The organism is Adlercreutzia faecimuris (assembly GCF_022669055.1).
Taxonomy (GTDB): Bacteria; Actinomycetota; Coriobacteriia; order Coriobacteriales; family Eggerthellaceae; genus Enterorhabdus; species Enterorhabdus faecimuris.
In genome coordinates, this window is record NZ_JAJMLW010000001.1 from 209827 (window position 1) to 228478 (window position 18652).

The 18652-nt window shown below is 68.3% G+C and carries 1 protein-coding gene (cut by a window edge); it reads right to left on the bottom strand.

What is annotated here, in order from left to right:
- Nucleotides 1-18652, bottom strand: the 3' portion of a protein-coding gene (locus LPT13_RS00725) for an InlB B-repeat-containing protein (RefSeq protein WP_242164231.1). The gene runs 18056 nt beyond the window's last position; 18652 of the gene's 36708 nt are visible here — the last part of the coding sequence; its start codon lies beyond the right edge, outside the window — the gene reads right to left on this strand; it ends in the stop codon at nt 1-3.

Here is an 18652-nt window from a genome sequence, read left to right on the forward strand (position 1 = left end):
TTAGTCTTGCTGGTCGGCGGCCTTGCGGCGGCGACGCGCCAGCAGGGCCAGGCACAAGGCGAGCAGCGCCGTGGCCGCTGCTGCCAGCAGCATCAGCCCGTCGCCCGTCTTGGGCAGGGCCAGGCGCCACGGGTGCAGGGGGTCGCGCCCGCCCTCGTCCTCGTAGGCGAGGCCGAGGTCGACGGAGCGCTGCTCCTCGCTCGTCCAGTTCTCGGGCTCGTGCATGCGCCACGTCTGGCCGTAGGCGTTCACGTGGCTCGCCGAGGCCGATCCGCCAGCCGCCGTGCCACCGGTCGTCCCGGCGGCCGCACGACTCGCGGCCCCGCCCTCAACGGCGTCAGCCTGAGCGGCGGGATCGGCCGGCGTCGGGTTGGCGGACTTGGCCACCTCGCGCAGGACGGAGACCTTGAGCGGGTTGGTGACGCCCTTGACGTCGCCCTCCTTCTCCGGACCCCAGTCGTTGTCGACGTTGTCGTCTCCGCCGACGTTCACCGGCACGTACTTGGCCTCGGCCGGCTTGTCCATCACCACGCGGTAGACGTAGGCACGGCCGTACTCATCCTCCAGGGGCAGGTTGTTGAAGCTGTAGAAGCCCTCCTCGTCGGTCTGCTTCGAGGCCACCTGCGCCCACTCGTTCTTCTTGGGCACCACCGCGTTGGCCGCGTCCTTGCTGCTCAGCCCGTAGGTCTCGTAGGGCTTGTCGGGCTTCGCGGCGGGCTTGGACGGCTTGGCGGGCTCGTCCTTGTCGCCAGCATCGCCCTTGTCGCCCGCGCCCTCGATGGCGTCACCCGCGGCATCTGCCGAGGCGGCACCGTCGGCAGCCGCCTGCATCGCCGAGGCGGCGGTGGCGGCCACGGCGGAGAAGGTGCGCGTCACGCGGTCGGCCACGGAATGCGCAGCCTCGCCAGCAGCCAGGGAGGCCAGAGCCGGCGCCTCGACCTCCGGATTGAGCAGCGTCATGATCTCTTCGGCCACCAGCGGATCCATGGCGGCCAGCACCAGCGCCACCTGAGCCGCGTCCACCTGGGCCAGCACGGCGGCCGCCACCGGGCGGTCAACGGCGGCCAGGGCCTCGGCGGCCGGAGCCGGGGTCATGGCATCCACCATGGCCGCAGCCACAGACGGATCGAGGGAGAACATGACGCCCGCGGCCAGCGCGACGTCCATGACGTCAGCCACGGCCGCAGCGTCGGCCGGGTCAAGCAGCGCCATGATGGCCGCCGCGTCGCCGACGTTCAGCTCGGCCAGGGCCAGGGCAGCCGCAGCCGGGTCGGCATCCGCCACCACGAGGGCGGCATCCGCCGGGTCGAGCGCGCCCAGGTCGGCCAGCGGGTCGTCTGGGTCGGGCGTGTCGATGCCGGGGGCGTCCGGGTCGGTCGGCTTGCTCGGGTCGTCCGGATCGCCGCCGGGGCCGGGGGCGTCCGGGTTATCCGGGTCGGTCGGCCCCTCCGGGTCGTCCGGCTCGCCCGGCACGCCGGGATCGTCCGGATCCACCGGGCCGGTCGGCTCGTCGGGCTCCTCCTCGCCGTAGCCCTTGACCGGCACCCGCACCTGGCCGCGCTCCGCCTTCTCGAGCGGGTCGCCCGGCGTGGTGAGGTCGCTGCCCGCCGCACCGTCGGTCAGGTACTGGCCGCGACCAGCGGGAACGTCGGCCGGCTCGTCATCCACCAGCTTGCGCTCCAGGCGGACGGTCATGCCGGGCAGGATCTCGTCACCCTCCTGGCGCAGGCCGTCCTCGTCGGCGTCGTTCCACGCCACGCCGCTGATGACGGCGTTCTGGTAGGGAACGAGGCCGCTGTCGTTCTCCAGGCTGTCATAGCCCACGGCCAGCGAGCGGGGCACGCCGCCGGGGCCGTCCTTCACCAGCGACAGCTTGTCCTCGGTGCCGTCGGAGCCCTTGGCGGGAACCACCAGGCCGAAGGCGCCGCCGTCGGCCAGGTCGGGCACGAGGCGCGTGTTGGCCTCGTCCAGGCTCGAGTCCACCGTGCGGTCGTCGCCGACGCGCAGCGCGGCCACCTCGTAGTCCTCGGGCAGCACCGGCACGTTGACGCGGTAGCCGTAGACCACGCGGTGCTGCTCGCCGTCGATGGTCACCACGCCGGTGGTGGGCAGGCCGTCGAACTCCCAGTAGCCGTCCTCATCAGACCACGTGCAGGGCACGCCGTCCAGAGGACCGGTCACGTTGAAGGCCTCGTCGTAGACCCACTGGCCCTTGCCGAGGTCGTAGCGGTCGTAGTTCGGATCGGTATCGGGCTCCGGCTCCGGCTCGAGCGCCTCGCCGTCAACCGTGCCCGCCACAGCGTCCGCAGCGGCGCCCATGAGCGGCTCCTGGAAGAAGGCCAGGGCCACCAGGACGGGATCGCCCTCGGACACGATGGGATCGATGGGATCGGTCACCTCGGGGCCCGTCGTCCCGGCGTCGGGGTCTCCCCCATCCGGGCCGGCGTCGCCGTCCGCGTCGGGGTCGGTCGCATCAGGGCCGGCATCCGGGTCACCCGCATCAGGGTCGGTCGCGTCAGGGTCACCCGCATCGGGATCGGTCGCATCGGGATCGCCCGCGTCGCCGCCAGCATCGGGATCGCCGGCATCCGGGCCATCCGCATCCGGGTCGCCCGTGCCGTCGCCCACGCCCGGCGCCTCGGGCTCGTCGCCCGCATCGGGGGCGTCCGGGCCCTCCGGCTTGTCCAGCTCGTCGGGATCGAAGGCCGTGAATTCCTCGGGGAGGAAGTAGTAGCGGCGCAGCTCGACGTAGACGTCCTCGATGCCGTCCTCGGTGTAGTCACGCTCGTAGCTCGGCTCCGCGTCCTCGGGGGCACCCTCCTCAGGCGCCACCTCCTTCAGCTCGTAGTTGCGCAGGTCGTCGTGGTCGGCGTCCTCCCACACCGTGCCGGCAATCTTGACGGTCGGCGGGTAGGTGAAGCCGAAGTCGACGGAACTGCCCGTGGGGTTGCCGTCCTCGTCCTCCTCGTCCTGATGGTTGATGGGACGGTGGGCCTGCCACAGCTGGCCGTAGGCGTTCACCGTGTTGCCGAACAGCGGCTTCACCACCTCGTAGGCCTGCGTGGTGCCCATGAGGGGCGACAGGTCGACCGTCGGGTTCTCGGGCTCCACCACGGGGAACCAGTCGTTGTCCACGTCGTCGTTGTCGCCCATGTCGAGCGGCGCGTAGAACGTGCCGTCCGGCTTCTCGTAGCGCAGGCGGTAGCGATAGGACTTGCCCTCGTCGTTCACCAGGTCAAGGCCGGCGAACGCATAGCGGCCGTCCGCGCCGATCTTACGCTGGGAGATGGTGACCCACTCGCTGCCATCGCCCTCATCCGGCACGGTCGCATCGCCGTCGCCCGAGCCGTCGCCGTCCGCGCCCGCATCCGGGTTGCCCGCATCGGGATCGCCCGCGTCAGGCGCACCCGCGTCGGGGTCGCCCGCATCGGGGTCGACGCCATCCGCCGGCGCCACGGCATCCGCCAGCACGTCCAGCGGCGCGGCCAGGCCAGCGCGCGCGGCGGCCGCGCGGGTCTTCGGCGGTATGCGATCGGCCTTCACCAGCGGCTCGCCGGTCACGCCGTCCAGGTTCGAGCCGGCCGCGCCGTCCGTCAGCGTCCAGCCCTGCAGGGCCAGCACGTCAGGATCGACGGGAGCCTCCGCCTCCGGCACCAGCATCCGCTCCAGGTACACCGTGCCCAGCGGCAGCGGCTCCTCTGAGGCGTCCTGGATGCCGTCCAGGTTGTTGTCGTTCCACACCATGCCGGCGATGACCGCGCCCGCGTAGGGCACCAGGCCGGCATCGTTGTGGTAGCTGCTCTCAACGTTGGCCTGAGACCACAGGCCCACGTGATCGGGGTTCTCCCACGTGCTCTCCGCAGGACCGGCGATGAGCGTGGCCATGTCCTCGTCGGCCTCGGCCTCCTGCATGGGAACGAACAGGCCGTTTTGCGGGTCGTCGGGCAGGATGCGCGTGGTGGTCTCGTCCAGGTCGGAGTCCACCGTGGCGTCGCCGACGTTCGGGTCGGTCACCGCGTACTCGTCGGGAACCGACGGGATGTTCACGCGGTAGCCGAACACCACGGGGCGCGACTCCTCGTCGGCAGGTAAAAGCCCGCTGTCCTCGGTGAGCACCTCGAAGGCCGGGAGCTTCTCGAAGATCCAGTTGCCCTCCGCGTCGGTGGTGGTCTCGGCCACGCCGCCGTTAGCCGGGTTCAGGCGCTTGTCGAAGATCCACGTGTGCGTCTTCACGTCGTACCAGTAGCGGCGCAGCTCCACCTTCTGGCCGGGCAGGCCGCGCTCGGCGTAGAGCGGGTTGCCGTCCTCGTCCGCCTCGGGCGTGCCATCCTCGGCCGTCTGGTAGTTGCGGATGCCGTCGCCGTCCGCGTCCACCCACACCGTGCCGGCAATCTCCACCGGCGAGGGCACCTTGAAGCCGGCGTCGCCGCCGCGGTAGTCCACCATCGGGTCGAGCGGATCGTACTCGCCGCCGTTGGCCACTACCTTGTACTGCGAGGCGCGCTGGTCGCTGCGCGGCTTGGCCACGATGATGAGGCCCTCGCTGCGCTGGCCGTTCTCGGTGCCGTCGGGCAGCACGATGGGGTACGTCTCGAACAGGTGATAGTTGCTCGAGGTGTCAGCCGTCACGTCGTCGATGTCGGTAGCCAGGTCGGAGTCGGTGCGGATGGTGGCATCCTCCACGTGGAAGCGCGTGACCACGCTCGAAGACGTGACGTTGTCACGCACGACCTCCATGTGGTAGGCCGCCAGGTAGAACTCGTCCTTGTCCTTGCCGGTGCCCTTGGGCACGAAGCCGGGCAGCTCGTTGAACTCGTACACGCCGTCGGCGCCCGTCCGCGCGTACACGGCCGGGTCGTTCGGGTCGGCGCCGTTGGCGTACATCTCGGCGTCGGTGCCCGTGCTGTTCGCGATCTCCTCCGCGAAATCGGTCGCGAAGTTGCCGTCCGGCGTCCACTTCCCGTCGATGAGCAGCCGGCGGGTCAGGCGCATCTCGATGCCCGCCAGGCCGGCCTCGCCGATGACCACGTCATCGGCGTCGATCGGGTCGTCGCCCAGGCGGTCGGCCGCGTACTCGCGGATGCCGTTGTAGTTGACGTCGTTCCACACCACGCCCCGCAGGGTGGTGGTCTGGAAGTTGCCGAAGCCGGCGTTCATGTGGATGCGGTCGGCCGGGCTGGTGATGTCGTAGCCGCGGACGATGTACTCCTCCTCGGTGCCGCTGCCCTCCACCGCCGGGTTGCACAGCACCAGGCGGCCGTCCACCACCGGCGCCCCGGCGTCCACGGCCAGGTTGTAGGTGATGGGATAGTTGTTCTCCAGGTCGTAGAGGGCCTTGTCGGACGCCGGGACGTTCACCGGGCGCACCGCCTTGGAGTTGACCTTCTCATCGTCGCCCGGGTTGTCCGGGTCGTTGACCTGCTGCCACAGGGTGACTGGGCGGCCGCCCACGCCCGTAGGCTCGTTCTCGCGGCCGTCGATCTCCAGCGTGTAGCCCTGCAAATACCAGCGCTCGGTGTCGTCGACGCGCATGGACACGGGCATGTTCTCGAACAGGAAGTGGCCGTCCGCGTCGGTCTGCATGGTGCGCACCGCATCGAAGCCGGCGTCGGCGCCGGGCTTCTTCCACTGCCCGTCGGCCGGGTCGTAGTACCAGCGGTGCAGGGTGATGGTCTTGTTCTCGAAACGCTCCTCGTCCTCGTCGATCAGGCCGTCGTAGTCCTGGTCGTTCCACACGTAGCCGGCGATGTCGGCCGACGGCGGAATCTCCACGCCGCCGTCGTTGGAATCGCGGCTGGAGGACATGGCCAGGTCGTAGTTGTAGGTGAGGGGGCTCGCCGCGCGCGCCAGGCGCATCACGCGGCCGAGGGCGTTGGCCGCGGCCACGGCCGGGCCGTCGCCCTGGTTGGGGTTGTTGGACGGGGCGGCCTTCACCACGTTGTCGGCGAAGGACTCGGGCACGCGCTTGTCCAGCAGCACGTCGTACTCGTCCACCGTCAGGTTCATGAGGTAGGAGTCGTCGTAGCGCAGGTCGGAGTCCACCGTGTAGTCGTCGCCCTGCTGGTACTTGGCGATGAACAGGGTGTAGCGCACGTCGGGCGCCGCCTTCACCCACGCGCGGTAGGCGAAGATGGTGGTGGAGCCGTCGGCCTCGCGACGCTGGGAGGGCAGGTCCTCGAAGCAGAACCAGCCGCCCTTGCCCGGGTACTCCAGGCGCGGGGTCCAGCTGGGATCGGGGCTCCAGCCGTCGGGCGCGTCAGCATCGGGCACGAAGCGCAGCAGCTCGATCTGGATGAGCGTGCTGGCATAGCCCGGCTCGCCGGCGTCCTGGATGCCGTTGGAGTTGACGTCGTTCCACACCACGCCGGAGATGTCGCGGCGCGGCGCGGGCAGCTGGCCGGCGTCGCCGCCGCGGAACACGATCAGCTGGGACGTGGTGCCGTCGTCGGCCTCCACCTCGCGGATCTCCACGTCGTCGCCGTCCTTGCGGATGGTCAGCCAGTCGTAGGCCGCCGGCGCGCCCTCGGTCAGCTGGCTGGCCGGCACGCGCACATGGCTCTCGTGGCTGCCGTCGGGCGTGGCCACCGGCGCCGCCAGGATGACCTGGCCGTCGTTCACGCGGGTGTAGCGGTCGCGGTCGGTCGCGTCCACGGCGTCGCGATCCTCGATGGCCAGGGTGACCGAGGACAGCACGTCGGAGTCGATGGTCAGATCCTCGCCGATGTGGGACTTGGTGAGCAGCCAGTAGTTGTCGTCATCCGGGTTGCCGGTGCCGCCGGGGCCGGTACCGTCATAGTCCACGTGGGTCTCGTAGAGCTTCACGCGGTAGGACGCCAGGTAGTGCGCGCCCTCGGCATCGGTGTAGGCGGTCGGCAGGTTGTCGAAGAGGTACTCGCCGTTCTCGTCGGTGTAGACGCCCACCTCGCCGTCGCCGAGCTTGCCCCACTCGCCGGCGTCGAAGGAGCCGTCCACCAGGCTATCCCAGGCAGACTGGTTCAGGGCGGCCTCGAGCAGGGCGCCCACCTTGTCCGTATCCACCGTGCCATCCAGGCCGTACTTCCAGTTCACCACGTCCTTGGACACGCCGCCCGTGACGTTAGGCACACGCATCTCGAAGTCGACGGTGATCTTCTCCTCCGGCGGGGTGGTCTCCAGGCCGGTGCCCGGGTAGTCCGGGTTGTTGATGGTCACGGGGACGCTGCCCACCACGTGCGAGGTGCGCAGGTCAGATCCGAAGGTGAGGTTCTGCTTCCAGGCCCCCACGCCGCCGGTATCGTTGACGGCCGCCGGATCCCAGTACCACTGGGTCAGCACCACCTTCTCGCCCGGCATGGGCTTGTCGTGCTTCTCGACCTCGGGGATCTCCGGCTTCTCCACCGCGCCCGGGTTGTCCGGGTCGACGGGCTCGTCGCCGCCGTCGCCGTCGCCGCCGTCGCCGTCGCCCGCGTCGGGGTCAGTCGGGTCAGTCGGGTCGGTCGCACCCGCGTCGGGGTCGGTCGCGTCGGGGTCGGTCGCCCCCGCATCGAGATCGGTCGGGTCGGTCGCCCCCGCGTCGGGGTCGGTCGGGTCGGTCGGGTTCTCGTCAATCTTGCGAATGCCGTCGTAGTCGGCGTCCTCCCACAGCACGCCGGAGATGGCGCCCTCGGGCACGGCCACCAGGCCGGCGTCCCAGTTCTCGAAGCGCTGGGCGTTGGTGAAGTCGTAGGTGTAGGAGATGCCGGCGGACGGACGCACCGTCACCGTGTTCTCCAGCAGGGTCTCCTCGGTGGGCGCGCCGGCCAGCACGATCATCGAGTCGGTACCCAGGCCCATCTCCACGTCGGGGCGCAGCCCGTCGGTGGGGGCGTTGAGGTAGTACACCGGCACGGTGACGATGGCCCCGCTCGTCGGGTCCTTGGTGGCGCCGTCCAGCGGGCCGTTCATGACGGTGGTCTTGAGGTCGGAATCCTGCTCGTCGGCCGGGTCGTCGGTGGTGTTCGTGGTGTTGCGGAAGGTGAAGCCCCAGTTGGTGCCCAGGGTCAGCAGGTTCTTGCGGTCGATGCGCAGACGGTAGCCGGCCAGGTACTTGACCTTGTCCTCGTCCATCTTGTCCAGGTCGTCGTCAAGCGGGTCGGGCACGTAGGTGGGCAGGCCGGCGAACACGTACTGGCCGGCGTTGTTGGTCACGCGGGTGGAATGCTCCTTGGGAGCCCACTCCCACTCCTGCGTCTGCTTGTTGAACTTACGCGTGCGCTCCACCAGCTGCCAGGCGCCCTTGCCCTTGGCGATGGCGTCCGGGTTCCACCAGTACTGCTCAAGCGTCACCCGCACGTTGGGCACGCCGGGCTCCAGCAGGTCCTGCACGCCGTTGTAGTTGAGGTCGTTCCACACGTAGTTGCCCAGGTAGCCCTTGGTGGCGTCCACGTAGCCCAGGCCGAACTTGCGGTAGACCTTGAAGCCCTTCCACTCCTCGTTGTCCTCGTAGATGGCGTGGCCGTCCTCGTCGGTGGGAATGGCGGCGAAGATGGGATAGCACTCGCCCTTGACCGCCTTCTTGGTGCGGCTGTTGCTCTCGGACTCGGGGTAGCGGTCGTCAAAGTCGGGGTTGGGCACCACGTAGGTCTTCAGGTACAGGTCGTTGTCCCAGATGCCGCACGGGTCGGTCTTGTACTTGGCCTCGGCCGCGGCAAGCTGGGCGTCCGTCAGGTCGCTCAGATGCGTGGGCGCGGCGGTCAGCCCCAGGTCGGCCCAGTGGGCCACGATGAAGTCGAGCAGGCTGTTGTGCTCGGGCGCCTCCAGCGGGTCTTTGGTGTAGAGGTAGGGCGTCGGCTTGATGAGGCGCGTGCCCAGGGCGTCCTCGGAGCGCAGCAGGTAGTAGCGATCCGGCTTCATGTTGAAGCTGAACGTGCCGTCCTCGCCGGTCAGCAACGTGGCCGGCTTATCCTCGGCGTCGAGCGCCACCTCGTTGGACACCTCGCCGGTCTCTGGGTTGTACTCGTAGAGCGACACCTGCATGTTGGCCAGGCGCTGCTCCTTCTGGTACTGGAGCGCCGAGTCGGGGTCGTTCTGGTCCTTCTGGCGGTCGAGGTAGCCGTCGATGAGGTCGATGTTGTCGTCGCTCGGATCCTCCGGGTCGTCCATGGGGATGCCGCCGTCGTACATGTCGTCGCGGAAGGTGACGCCTTCCACGGTGACGGGCGCGCTGATGCCCACCTGGTAGCTGGTCATCTCGGCGTCGTAGGCGCGGTGGATGCGCTCCGGGTTCTCGAACACGTCGGTGTTGGCCGGATCGAGGAAGTAGTCCTTGTCGTAGGCCACCGGGCGAATCTCGAACGCCTCGGCCGTGGTGGCCACGAGCGCCGTCTCGTCCACGTCCGGGGTGTCCGGGTCGTCGGCGCGGTGCTCGATGTCCATCACGTAGTCAGCCTCGCCGTCGCCGTCCTTGTCCGGGCCGATGGCCAGGGTGGTCAGGGTATAGCCGGAGTACTTCTTGGGGAAGGTGAAGCGCAGCTTGTACTTGCCGGGAATGATGTTCGACATGATCCAGTAGCCCTGGTTGCCGTAGTAGTCGCTCTCGGTGGTATAGGTGTAGGGGCCGCCCGCGTCGGCGTTGATGTAGCCGCCGCCGGCGTTGAGCAGAGGCTCGCCGGTCACCGGGTCGCACTGGATCCAGCGGCCGGTGCCATCGCCCGCCGCGCCCTCGAGCCACAGGGGAACCTGGCCGTCGCGGTTGACGGGGAAGCCGTTCTCGTTGAGCAGCTCCACCACCACGCCGTTGACGCCGGGGTCGTTGGTCTCGCCGTCGAAGTCCAGGTCCTTCAGCATATCGTCGCTGCGCAACGTGGCCGGGTTGCCGTCCTCGTCGGTGCCCTCGTAGACGCCCTTCCACGTGCCCGTGGCCTCGTCGTACTCGGTGTCGGTCGCCAGCATGTAGCGGCCGTTCGGGCCCTTGTGGTAGGTGGTCGGGCGACCCTGGGCGTCGGTGGTCTCGGGCAGGCCGGCCTTGGTGTCGTTCTTCAGCTTGTCCCAGTTGAGGTCGATCCACACGTAGTCGCCCACGTAGCCGCGCTCGTCGGGCGCAGCCACCACGGCGCCGGCCTGGCGGTTCTCCACCAGGCGGGCCGACGCGTCGCCCAGGGCGTCCGCGCCGGTGACGTTGACGCGCTGCGCGAAGCTGTTCCACTGGGTCACCTCGGCCAGGCGGGCAGCGCCGTTCGGGTTCAGGTTGGGGTCGGTGATGTCGAGGTTCATGTCGAACAGCGCGTCGCCGGTGGTCGAGCCCAGGTACTTGGGCAGGTTCAGCGGCGTATGCATGTCGTAGGCCAGCGAGATGTAGCCGGTGGGCGGCAGGTACACGCTGTCCTTCTCGGCCTGCACCCAGAAGCCGCGCAGGGCGTGGCGCAGGTTGAGCGACTCGTCCGGATGCGCCTCCACGTAGGCCTTGAGCTCCTCGAGCGGCATGAGGCCCGCCTCGCGCAGGCGCATGCCAGTCGGGTCCTCGCGCATCTCGTTGATGGCCTGGAGCTGGAGCGCCTGGCTCGGCTGCTTCCAAAGCGCCGGCAGCGCGTCAGCCTCCAGGGCCTTCACGTGGGTCACGTTGCCCTTGGCGTCGCGGGTCACCTCATAGGGGCCGGCCCACACGCTCACCTCGCGGCTCGGGCCCTCGCTGATCAGCTCGCGGCCGTTGGGGTGATCGGCGTCGCGCGGGTCGAAGCTCATCACCTTCACGGAATCCAGGTCCTCCACCCAGCCGTGCCAGGTGGACTTGCGGGGCACCGCCACGCGCTCCGGCTCGCCGGCCTCGTTGTACTCGAAGCCGCCGTCGAGCACCTTCGGGTCGCCCTCGTAGGGCAGCACGTCGAAGAGCACGGCATGGACGTACTGCTTGGCGATGGCATCGCTCGCGCCCAGGTTCTCGGCGCGGGACAGGTAGTCGTAGTTGCCTCCCTCGCCCACCATGACCGGGCCGTTGACGGCCTGGGTGTAGAGGGTGCCCAGGTCAGACGACGAGAACTTCGACTGGGCCTGAGCCGTGTTGGCCACGAAGCCCGCGCCCTCCAGCTGCAGGGAGAGCAGCATCTCGTTGGTGTTGTTGTCCAGGTTCACGTCGCGGGTGTCAAGGATGAAGCCCGTCTTGTTGTTGCCCTGCTGGGTGGGGATATAGGGGTTGTAGTTGCCCGACTTGTAGGCATAGCCGGTGGTGGTCATGAGGTCGGAGCTGATGGAGGAGTTGGCGTCCGCGCGGATGGGCATCATCATCTCGATGATGACGGCCTCGCCCTGCTGGAGCGTGCCGCGGATGTTGCCGCCCGCCGCCGACGTGAAGCGCCAGTTCATGAACTTGCGGTTGTAGCCCGAGCTCACCGAGCCCAGCTTGTCGGCGGTGGTGAGGCTGCCGCCCACGGTGGGCTGGGTCAACGTGACGTTGGGGTTCTCCACCACGCCCTGGGACACGAAGCTGTCGTCGAGCTTCTCGACGTGCCACGTCCACAGCGGCGTCTTGCCGTCCAGGTTCTGGGCGTATCGGTCGTAGACGACCTCCTGGTAGACGTTGCCGTTCTCGTCCTCGAGCGGTTTGCCGTTCTCATCCAGGATGTCCACCATGTGCGTCTCCGCCTCATCGTGGTAGCCGATGTTGAGCGGGCTCAGCGGCTTGCCCAAGGCATCGGTCTTGAGGCTCTCCGCATAGGGCACGTACTGGAACGACTTGCCCGACATGGTGGACGCCGCGCCGAAGCCCTCGATGAAGGGCAGCACGATGGACAGGTCGGGGTTCGAGCAGAAGTCGCCCTGCTGGCCCACCACGCCGAGGGCCTTGAGCTGGGCGGTGCTCAGGTTGGTGAGCGTGATCTTGTAGCGCATCATGAGCGATGCGGCCGGGTCGATGGCCGGGCGGCCCACCACCCACTCGTAGCGCTCGGACGCGTTGCCGTTGTAGTAGGCCTGCTCCATGTCCAGCTTGAGCGTGGGGTACTCGGCCACGCGGTAGAAGCCCACGCGGTCGCGCTCGGGGTTGGCGTACTTCGTGTCGTCGTAGCGCAGCACGGTGGACACGAAGTGGTTCAGGTGGGCTTCCTTCGACACCTGGGTGGTGCCGCCGTCGCCCGAGCCGCTGCCATCGCCCGCGCCGCCGGTGCCGTCGCCGTCGGCCTGGGCCAGCGGGCCGTCGGCCAGCGTGCGGATGCCCATGGTGGAAAGCGTGAAGTCCTCCAGCACGAAGGTGTGGCACATGACGCCGGCCGCGTTGGAGTAGAGCGACTGCGGGATCTGCGCCTTGGTCTGGAGCTTCTTGCGCTTGCCGTCGCTGGTCATGACGTACTTGCCCGTGGAGGCGTCGCGCTCCCACGCCCAGCCCACGTTCAGGCGCTGCGGGTCGAGGAAGTCGGCCTCCTGCTTGCCGACGGTGTCGCGGTAGTCGTTGAGCCCGTCGTCGGCGGGGCTGCCCGGCACGATGTCGGGCACGGCGTCCACGTCCAGGCGGAAGCCGCGCGGCACCGGGTTGCGCTGGGCCACGGAGTCGTCCAGGATGGCGTCCCAGCCGGACTTCACCGGGTTGCCGGCGTCGTCGTGCTCCACGGCCTTGACCACCCAGCGGATCTGGCGGATGTCGAAGTAGCCCGCCTGGTTGAACTGCGTGGTGTCGATGCGGGTATTGGTCTTGTCGCGCACGGCATAGCCGGCCGGATCGCCCAGGATGACCCAGGTGCCCGCGCTGGTGCCGCCCCAGGTGCTGGGGTCGCGGCCGTCGGCGGTGTTGCCGTCGGGGAACTGGGCGCTGCCGCGGTCGTCCTCGCCGAAGAAGTAGTCGCGGTCGGCGTCGGTGCCGGGCAGGGCGTAGTTCTCGCGGTCGTTGGGCGTGGGCCCGTTCTGCTCGCCGAACACCGACTTGGGCTTGTCGGCATCCTGGGTGGACGTGTTGACGATGCGCGCCAGCACGTACACGCGCAGCTTGTCCTCCCGCTTGGCGGCGTCGTTGAGAGGCTGGTCGTAGACCTCCTTGAACTTCGGCTTCTCCTTGAACTTGGCCACGAAGACGGTGTCCTGGTAGTAGATGCCGAAGTCGGGGCTGGTCTTGTGGTTCAGGTGGTTGGCCACGTGGTCGACGCTGAGGGAGCCGGTGCCGGTGATCTCGTCGAAGGTGACCTCGATCTTCTCGTCGCGGTAGTCGGTCACCGTGATGACGGTGCCGTCGGAAAGGGTCTCCTCGCGCTCGAACTCCACGCGCTTGTACCAGCCCTCGAAGATGTAGCCATCTTCGGGGATGGCCTTGGCACCGGATATGCCGTGGCTGTTGTCGCGGTACATGATATCCAGGTTGTAGGGGGTGTCCACGGTGCCGTGGACGTTCTTGTCCACGTCGGGATCCAGCGGCTCGGCCAGGTAGTAGATGTCGTAGGTGATGGGCTTGAAGTGCGCGGTGAACGTCGTGGCATGGTAGGTCACGTCCCCGGTGGGCTTGCCGTCCACGTCGAGCACGTCTTCCTTGTTGAGGTAGGTCTTCACGATGTCAGGAGTCAGCGTGCAGGTGCCGTCCTCGGCCACCGGCACCTCCATCTCCATCTCGATGTCCTTGCCGTCCATGCCGCCGCCGACCACGGTCACTGTCCAGCCGGCGAACTCGTAGTGCTGGTTAGGCGTGGCCTTCGACCCGGTGATGCCGTCGACGGTGCCCTGGGGGATGTTGAAGTCGTTCAGGTTGGACACCTTGCCGTTCAGGCCGTCAGCCTGGTACTTGACGGAGTACACCGGCCCCTCGGGCACGGCAGGTCCGTCGCCCTCGCCGCCGTCGCCCTCGCCGTCGGCGGCGGGCTCGTCGGCGTAGGCCGCGATGCCCTCGTCGGCCATCGGCCCGTCGGCGTAGGCGGCGATGCCCGGGTCGGCTGCCGGCCCGTAGGCCGGGACATCGGCGCTCGCAGCCGAGGCTGCGGCCGCCTTGCTGGTGCTGGGGATCTGGACCATCTTGGTGGACCACTGCGCGCCCGGAACCTCCCACACGCCGGTCTGCACGTAGCTCACGTAGGGGTAGGTGCGCACCACGGGCTGGCTCGGGTCGGAGAGCGGCGCGTCGTAGGACAGCGCGTTCAAGGTGCCGTAGTAGGGCACCTGCCAGTCGACGATGAAGCTGTTCACCGCCGAGCCGGTGTTGACGGCCTGGGTGACCAGAAGCTCGTTGTCGCCGGCCTGGTGCGAGTCGTCGGCCAGGTTGATGTCGAAGTCCTGGTCGGTCATGAGCGCGCGCTGGACGAAGGTGTCGCCGCGCACGCTGGAGCTGGGCTTCAGGATCTTGAAGAAGCCCGACTTGTCGTAGATGTAGCTGTCGGTGAGGTCGCCGTCGCGGTCGTAGTCCTTGGCGGGGATCTCCTCGCCCGTCACCGGGTCGATCTTGGCCACCTCGTCGTTGATGAGGCGCACGTAGCCGTTGTAGCGGCCCCAGCGAATGAAGCGGCTCATCTTCTGCTCGTTGAAGTCATAGGGCTTCTGGCCCGGCTCCGTGGCGGTAGGCGTCACGGACTTGGTGGCCTGGGTGCCGGCCGGCGTGACGGCGCCGGTGTCGGGATCAGTCCAGTCGTTCTCGTAGACGTGCGTCCAGCCCGGGCCGCCGTTGGCCTGCTGGAGCCAGCGCAGGTTGGTGTCGTGCACCGTGGCGTACATGGTGGAGTTGCCGCCGTTCCACGTGCGGAGCTCCTTGAGCTGGTCGGCGTAGCTCGTGTGCATGCCCGTGAGCGCGCTCTCCGCGTCGCCCAGGTTGTCGATGCGCGTGCGCACCTTGAGCGTGATGGCGTCGCCGATGAACATGTGGCCATCGGGATGCACGCCGCCCCACTGCGCCTGGAGCAGGCTGTCGTACTCGTCGAACTCCTCATCGGTGGCATCATCCGGCGGCGCCAGCTCGAAGACGACCACCTCCTCGTCGTGCGAGGCGGACTTGATGTTGTCGGGCGCCAGGTCATCAGGCTGGTCGGCGTCGGGCTTGCCGTAGTCGCTGCCGCCCTGGGTGGCATCGTAGTTGTTCGACGTGTAGTTGGGCTGGTCGACCACCTTCACCGTCCAGCCGTTGGCCACCAGCTGCTTGGGCGTGAGGTGCTCGGTCACGAACGTCTTCTTGTGGCGATCCCAGTGGTACCACTCCACCAGGAACTGGTAGTCATCGCCCACGTAGTCGTCGATGAGCTTGTAGCCGGCGTCCCGGGCCGCAAGGGCCGGGTCGTCGGTCAGCATCTTGTCGGTGTAGAACGTCACCTGCTTGGGCAGGTGCATCGCGAACACGATCTTGGCGTGCATGAGGCGGCCCGACTGCGCGTAGCCGTTGTTCAGGTTGGAGAACTTGGCCTGGTACCACAGCGTGTCGCCGTACTGGAAGGCGTTGGCGTCGGGGATGGTGTCGCGCTGCACGGCGCCGTCGCGGCCGAGCCAGTAGTAGAAGTTGTTGCGGTAGTCGCGGTTGCCGTAACGATAGAGGCTCTGATCCCAGTACGCGCCGCTGCCCATGGCCGTGGGGTTGGCGCCGTTGTCGCCCGTGCCGCGGACTACCTCGTATTCCGCCTTCACGGTGGGGTACGAGCAGCGCAGCTTCAGGCCGGTCATGAGGCCCTGGTCGTCGCGCACATCGGCCTTGCCGGTGCGGTTGCGCTTGAAGTTATCGGCCGTGCGCACGGCCTCGTTGGCGTTCAGGCGGTAGGTGCCCTGGGCGTCGAGCGCATAGCTCTCGCGGAAGCGGTAGTCCTCGACGATCATGCCGTCATTGCCCGCCGGCGTCACGCTGTCAAGGCCGTGCTGGCTCTCGGCGTAGCGCTTCGTGAAGCCGGGCAGGAAGTTCACGGCCGGCTCGTTGTTGCGGGTGTAGCTGCCGTCGTCGATGGAGTTCTTCGGCAGGACGCCCACGGTGGTGACGTTGTAGGGGTACGTGGTGGCGTTGTAGTCATCAGTGTAGTCGTGGGTATCCCAGAAGTAGTAGTTGTAGCCGTCGCGCTTGGACGTGCGGTAGGTGGCCTGGCGCGCGTCGAGGCGCGTGTCCTCCCGCACCGCGCCCCAGCGGCGGTACTGCGGCGGGTTGCCCACCTGGTAGGGGTTGCCGGATATGTTGGAGTCGGCCAGGAACTGGTAGCCCGGCATCTTCGACGACACGAAGCTGCGGATGTTCTCGTAGCTGCGCCACGTCTCGGGGTAGGCCCCCTCGTCCGCGTCGGAGCGACTGGCGCCGGTGGTCATGATGGTGAACTTGAAGGTGTCCATGTCATAGGCGCGGATGCGCTGCTCGCCGTTGGCGTTGCCGTTGCGCGTGGACTCGTGCGACCCGCGGTAGCGGTCGCCGTTCCAGGCGCCCTCGACGGCCACGTCGTCGGGGTTGAAGCCCCACTTATAGTCGGCCGCCGTCTCGCCGGAGGTGTCCACGTCGCCGCGGGCCTCGAAGCGGATGACGAAGCGGTACTGGTCGACCGGCGGCTTGGCCGGCACGTTGCCCACGGCCGGCGTGCCCAGGTCGGCCACGTTCTCGTAGGTCACCGTGGCCTTGAAGTCGCGCCAGGCCTCCTTCGCGTCCATGTTGTTGTCCAGCTTGGCCTTGGAGTTGGCGGTGGCGTCGTGGGCGTAGTTCACCGACCAGTCCTCGGCGGCGAAGCCCTGCTCCACGTCGGGCAGGCGGTCGTAGGGCAGGCCGTTGGAGCGCAGCGGCACGATGTTCTCGGGCAGCACCACGGTCACCACGGGCAGGGGCAGGTCGCCCATCTGGCCGCCGTCGACGGAGTAGGTGTGCCACAGGCGCTCCCACCAGCCGGGCTCGTAGTACCAGCTGGTCGACCCCTTGGTGTTGGTGTTCTGGGCCAGCGAATCCCACCAGTAGCGGTTCTCAACGTGGACGTTGAGCTGGCGGCGCGCGCCCTCGCTTTCCAGGTAGTACTCGTTCAGGGCGCCGGTCACGCCGTCGTAGCCGACGGTGTTCCACGTGCGCACGACGGGCTTGCGCATCTGGACGCGGGTGCCCGTCTGGGCGTACAGGTTAGGCGAGCCCTCGTCGCCGTAGTTCTTGTAGGCCGCATGCCAGTTGCCGGCCGACGTGGTGTCGGTCACCTTGACGCCGGCGGGCACGGCCTGACCGGTGTCGTGCCAGGTGCCGTCGGCGGCCTTCTCCCAGCGGGTGAGCGTGACGGTGTTGTTCTGCACCAGGCGGCCGTCCACCGAGGGCATGTTGGGCGAGCCGTAGGACTGGTCGTAGACGTACGGGATGTTCCACGAGCTGTCGTTGTTGCGCGAGCGCGCCGTCCACACGTAGTCCATGCCGAAGGGCTGGCTGTTGTTGGTGTCGCCGTCGCTCTTGTTGCCGTCGTTCTCCCAGGCGGTGCGGCCCTCGAAGTGCTCGATGTCGTAGAGCTGGTAGTAGGCCGACGCCTTGGAGGGCAGCTCGCCGGACGCCGTGTCCGACCCAGTCACCTCGCGGGTGTCGATGGGGCGCGTGAGCACGCGGTCGTACCAGTAGCCCGACGTGTTGGTGCTGAAGAGGTGCGAGCTGACGTCGACGATCATCTTGTAGCCCTGGTTGCCGCCGTAGTTGTCGCGGTCGGCGGTGTTGGCGCCGTTGCCGTCGATGTCACGGCCGAACCACTTGCCCAGCGGCTGGCGCACGGTGATCTTGAGCACCCACGGCTGCGAGCTGTTGACGTAGTCGTCGCCGTGCTGCTTGCTGTCGCCGCCGCGCACCGCCTCGTAGCTGGACTGCGCCGGATCCACCGACAGGTCGGTGGAATGGCGCGTCAGGCCGTTGCGGTAGTCGGCCGGGTTCTGCGAGTCGGAGGGCGCGTCGTAGCCCATGTAGTCGCCGTAGGGCGTCTGCACCACCTCGACGCTCACCTTGGAGGGGTCGATGCCCGCCCAGCGGTCGCCCAGGGTGGCGTTCCAGCTGTAGCCGTTCGGGCCGTCGGTGCCGTTCAGGTAGTAGGCGTTGACCTTGGGCTTGCCGTCCACCATCACGGGCTCGGCGCCGCGCGGGTAGATGTAGGTGAACTCGACGGCGTCCAGGTTGCGGTCGCCGTAGTTGAGCGCCTGCAGGCGCGCGGTGTAGGACTGGTTGTACTGCATGGTGGTGTTGTACTGGTTGTACAGCACGCCGCGCTGGTCGCGGATGGTCTTCTTCCACAGGCCGTCGTAGGTGTAGTCGCTCTCGTACCACCACTCATGGGCGTCGCGGCCGCTCAGGTACTGGCGCTGCGACTCGTAGGAGGCGGTGGTGCCCCACGGGTTGCTCGGGATGGAGGGGGCGTCGTCGGACGCGATCATCTGCGACGACGTGGCCAGCCACGCCTTCTGCAGGTGGACGCGGGTCTGCGACCAGATGAGCGGCGTGTCCGACCCCCACTGCGTGGCCAGGCCGATGGGATTGCCGTCATCGTCCTTCTGGGGCGCCTTGTTGCCCGCCCACGTGCGACGGATGGTGACGAAGTTGTCGTAGTCGCGCCAGTAGCTGAAGCGGTAGTCGTAGCGCGAGTCGGTGCGCTCGTTGACGCGCACCACGTTGTCGTTCCACCCCGACCCGTGGCCGTTCACCAGGTAGCGCGTGGTCGGCAGCGCGTTCTTATGGAGCGCCGCCTGGCTCGCCGCGCTGAAGGGGCGCTTGGGCGTGTAGCGGGTCCACTGCACGTAGTTCTGCGTCTTGACGTCGGTGTCAAGGAACGTGCCGCGG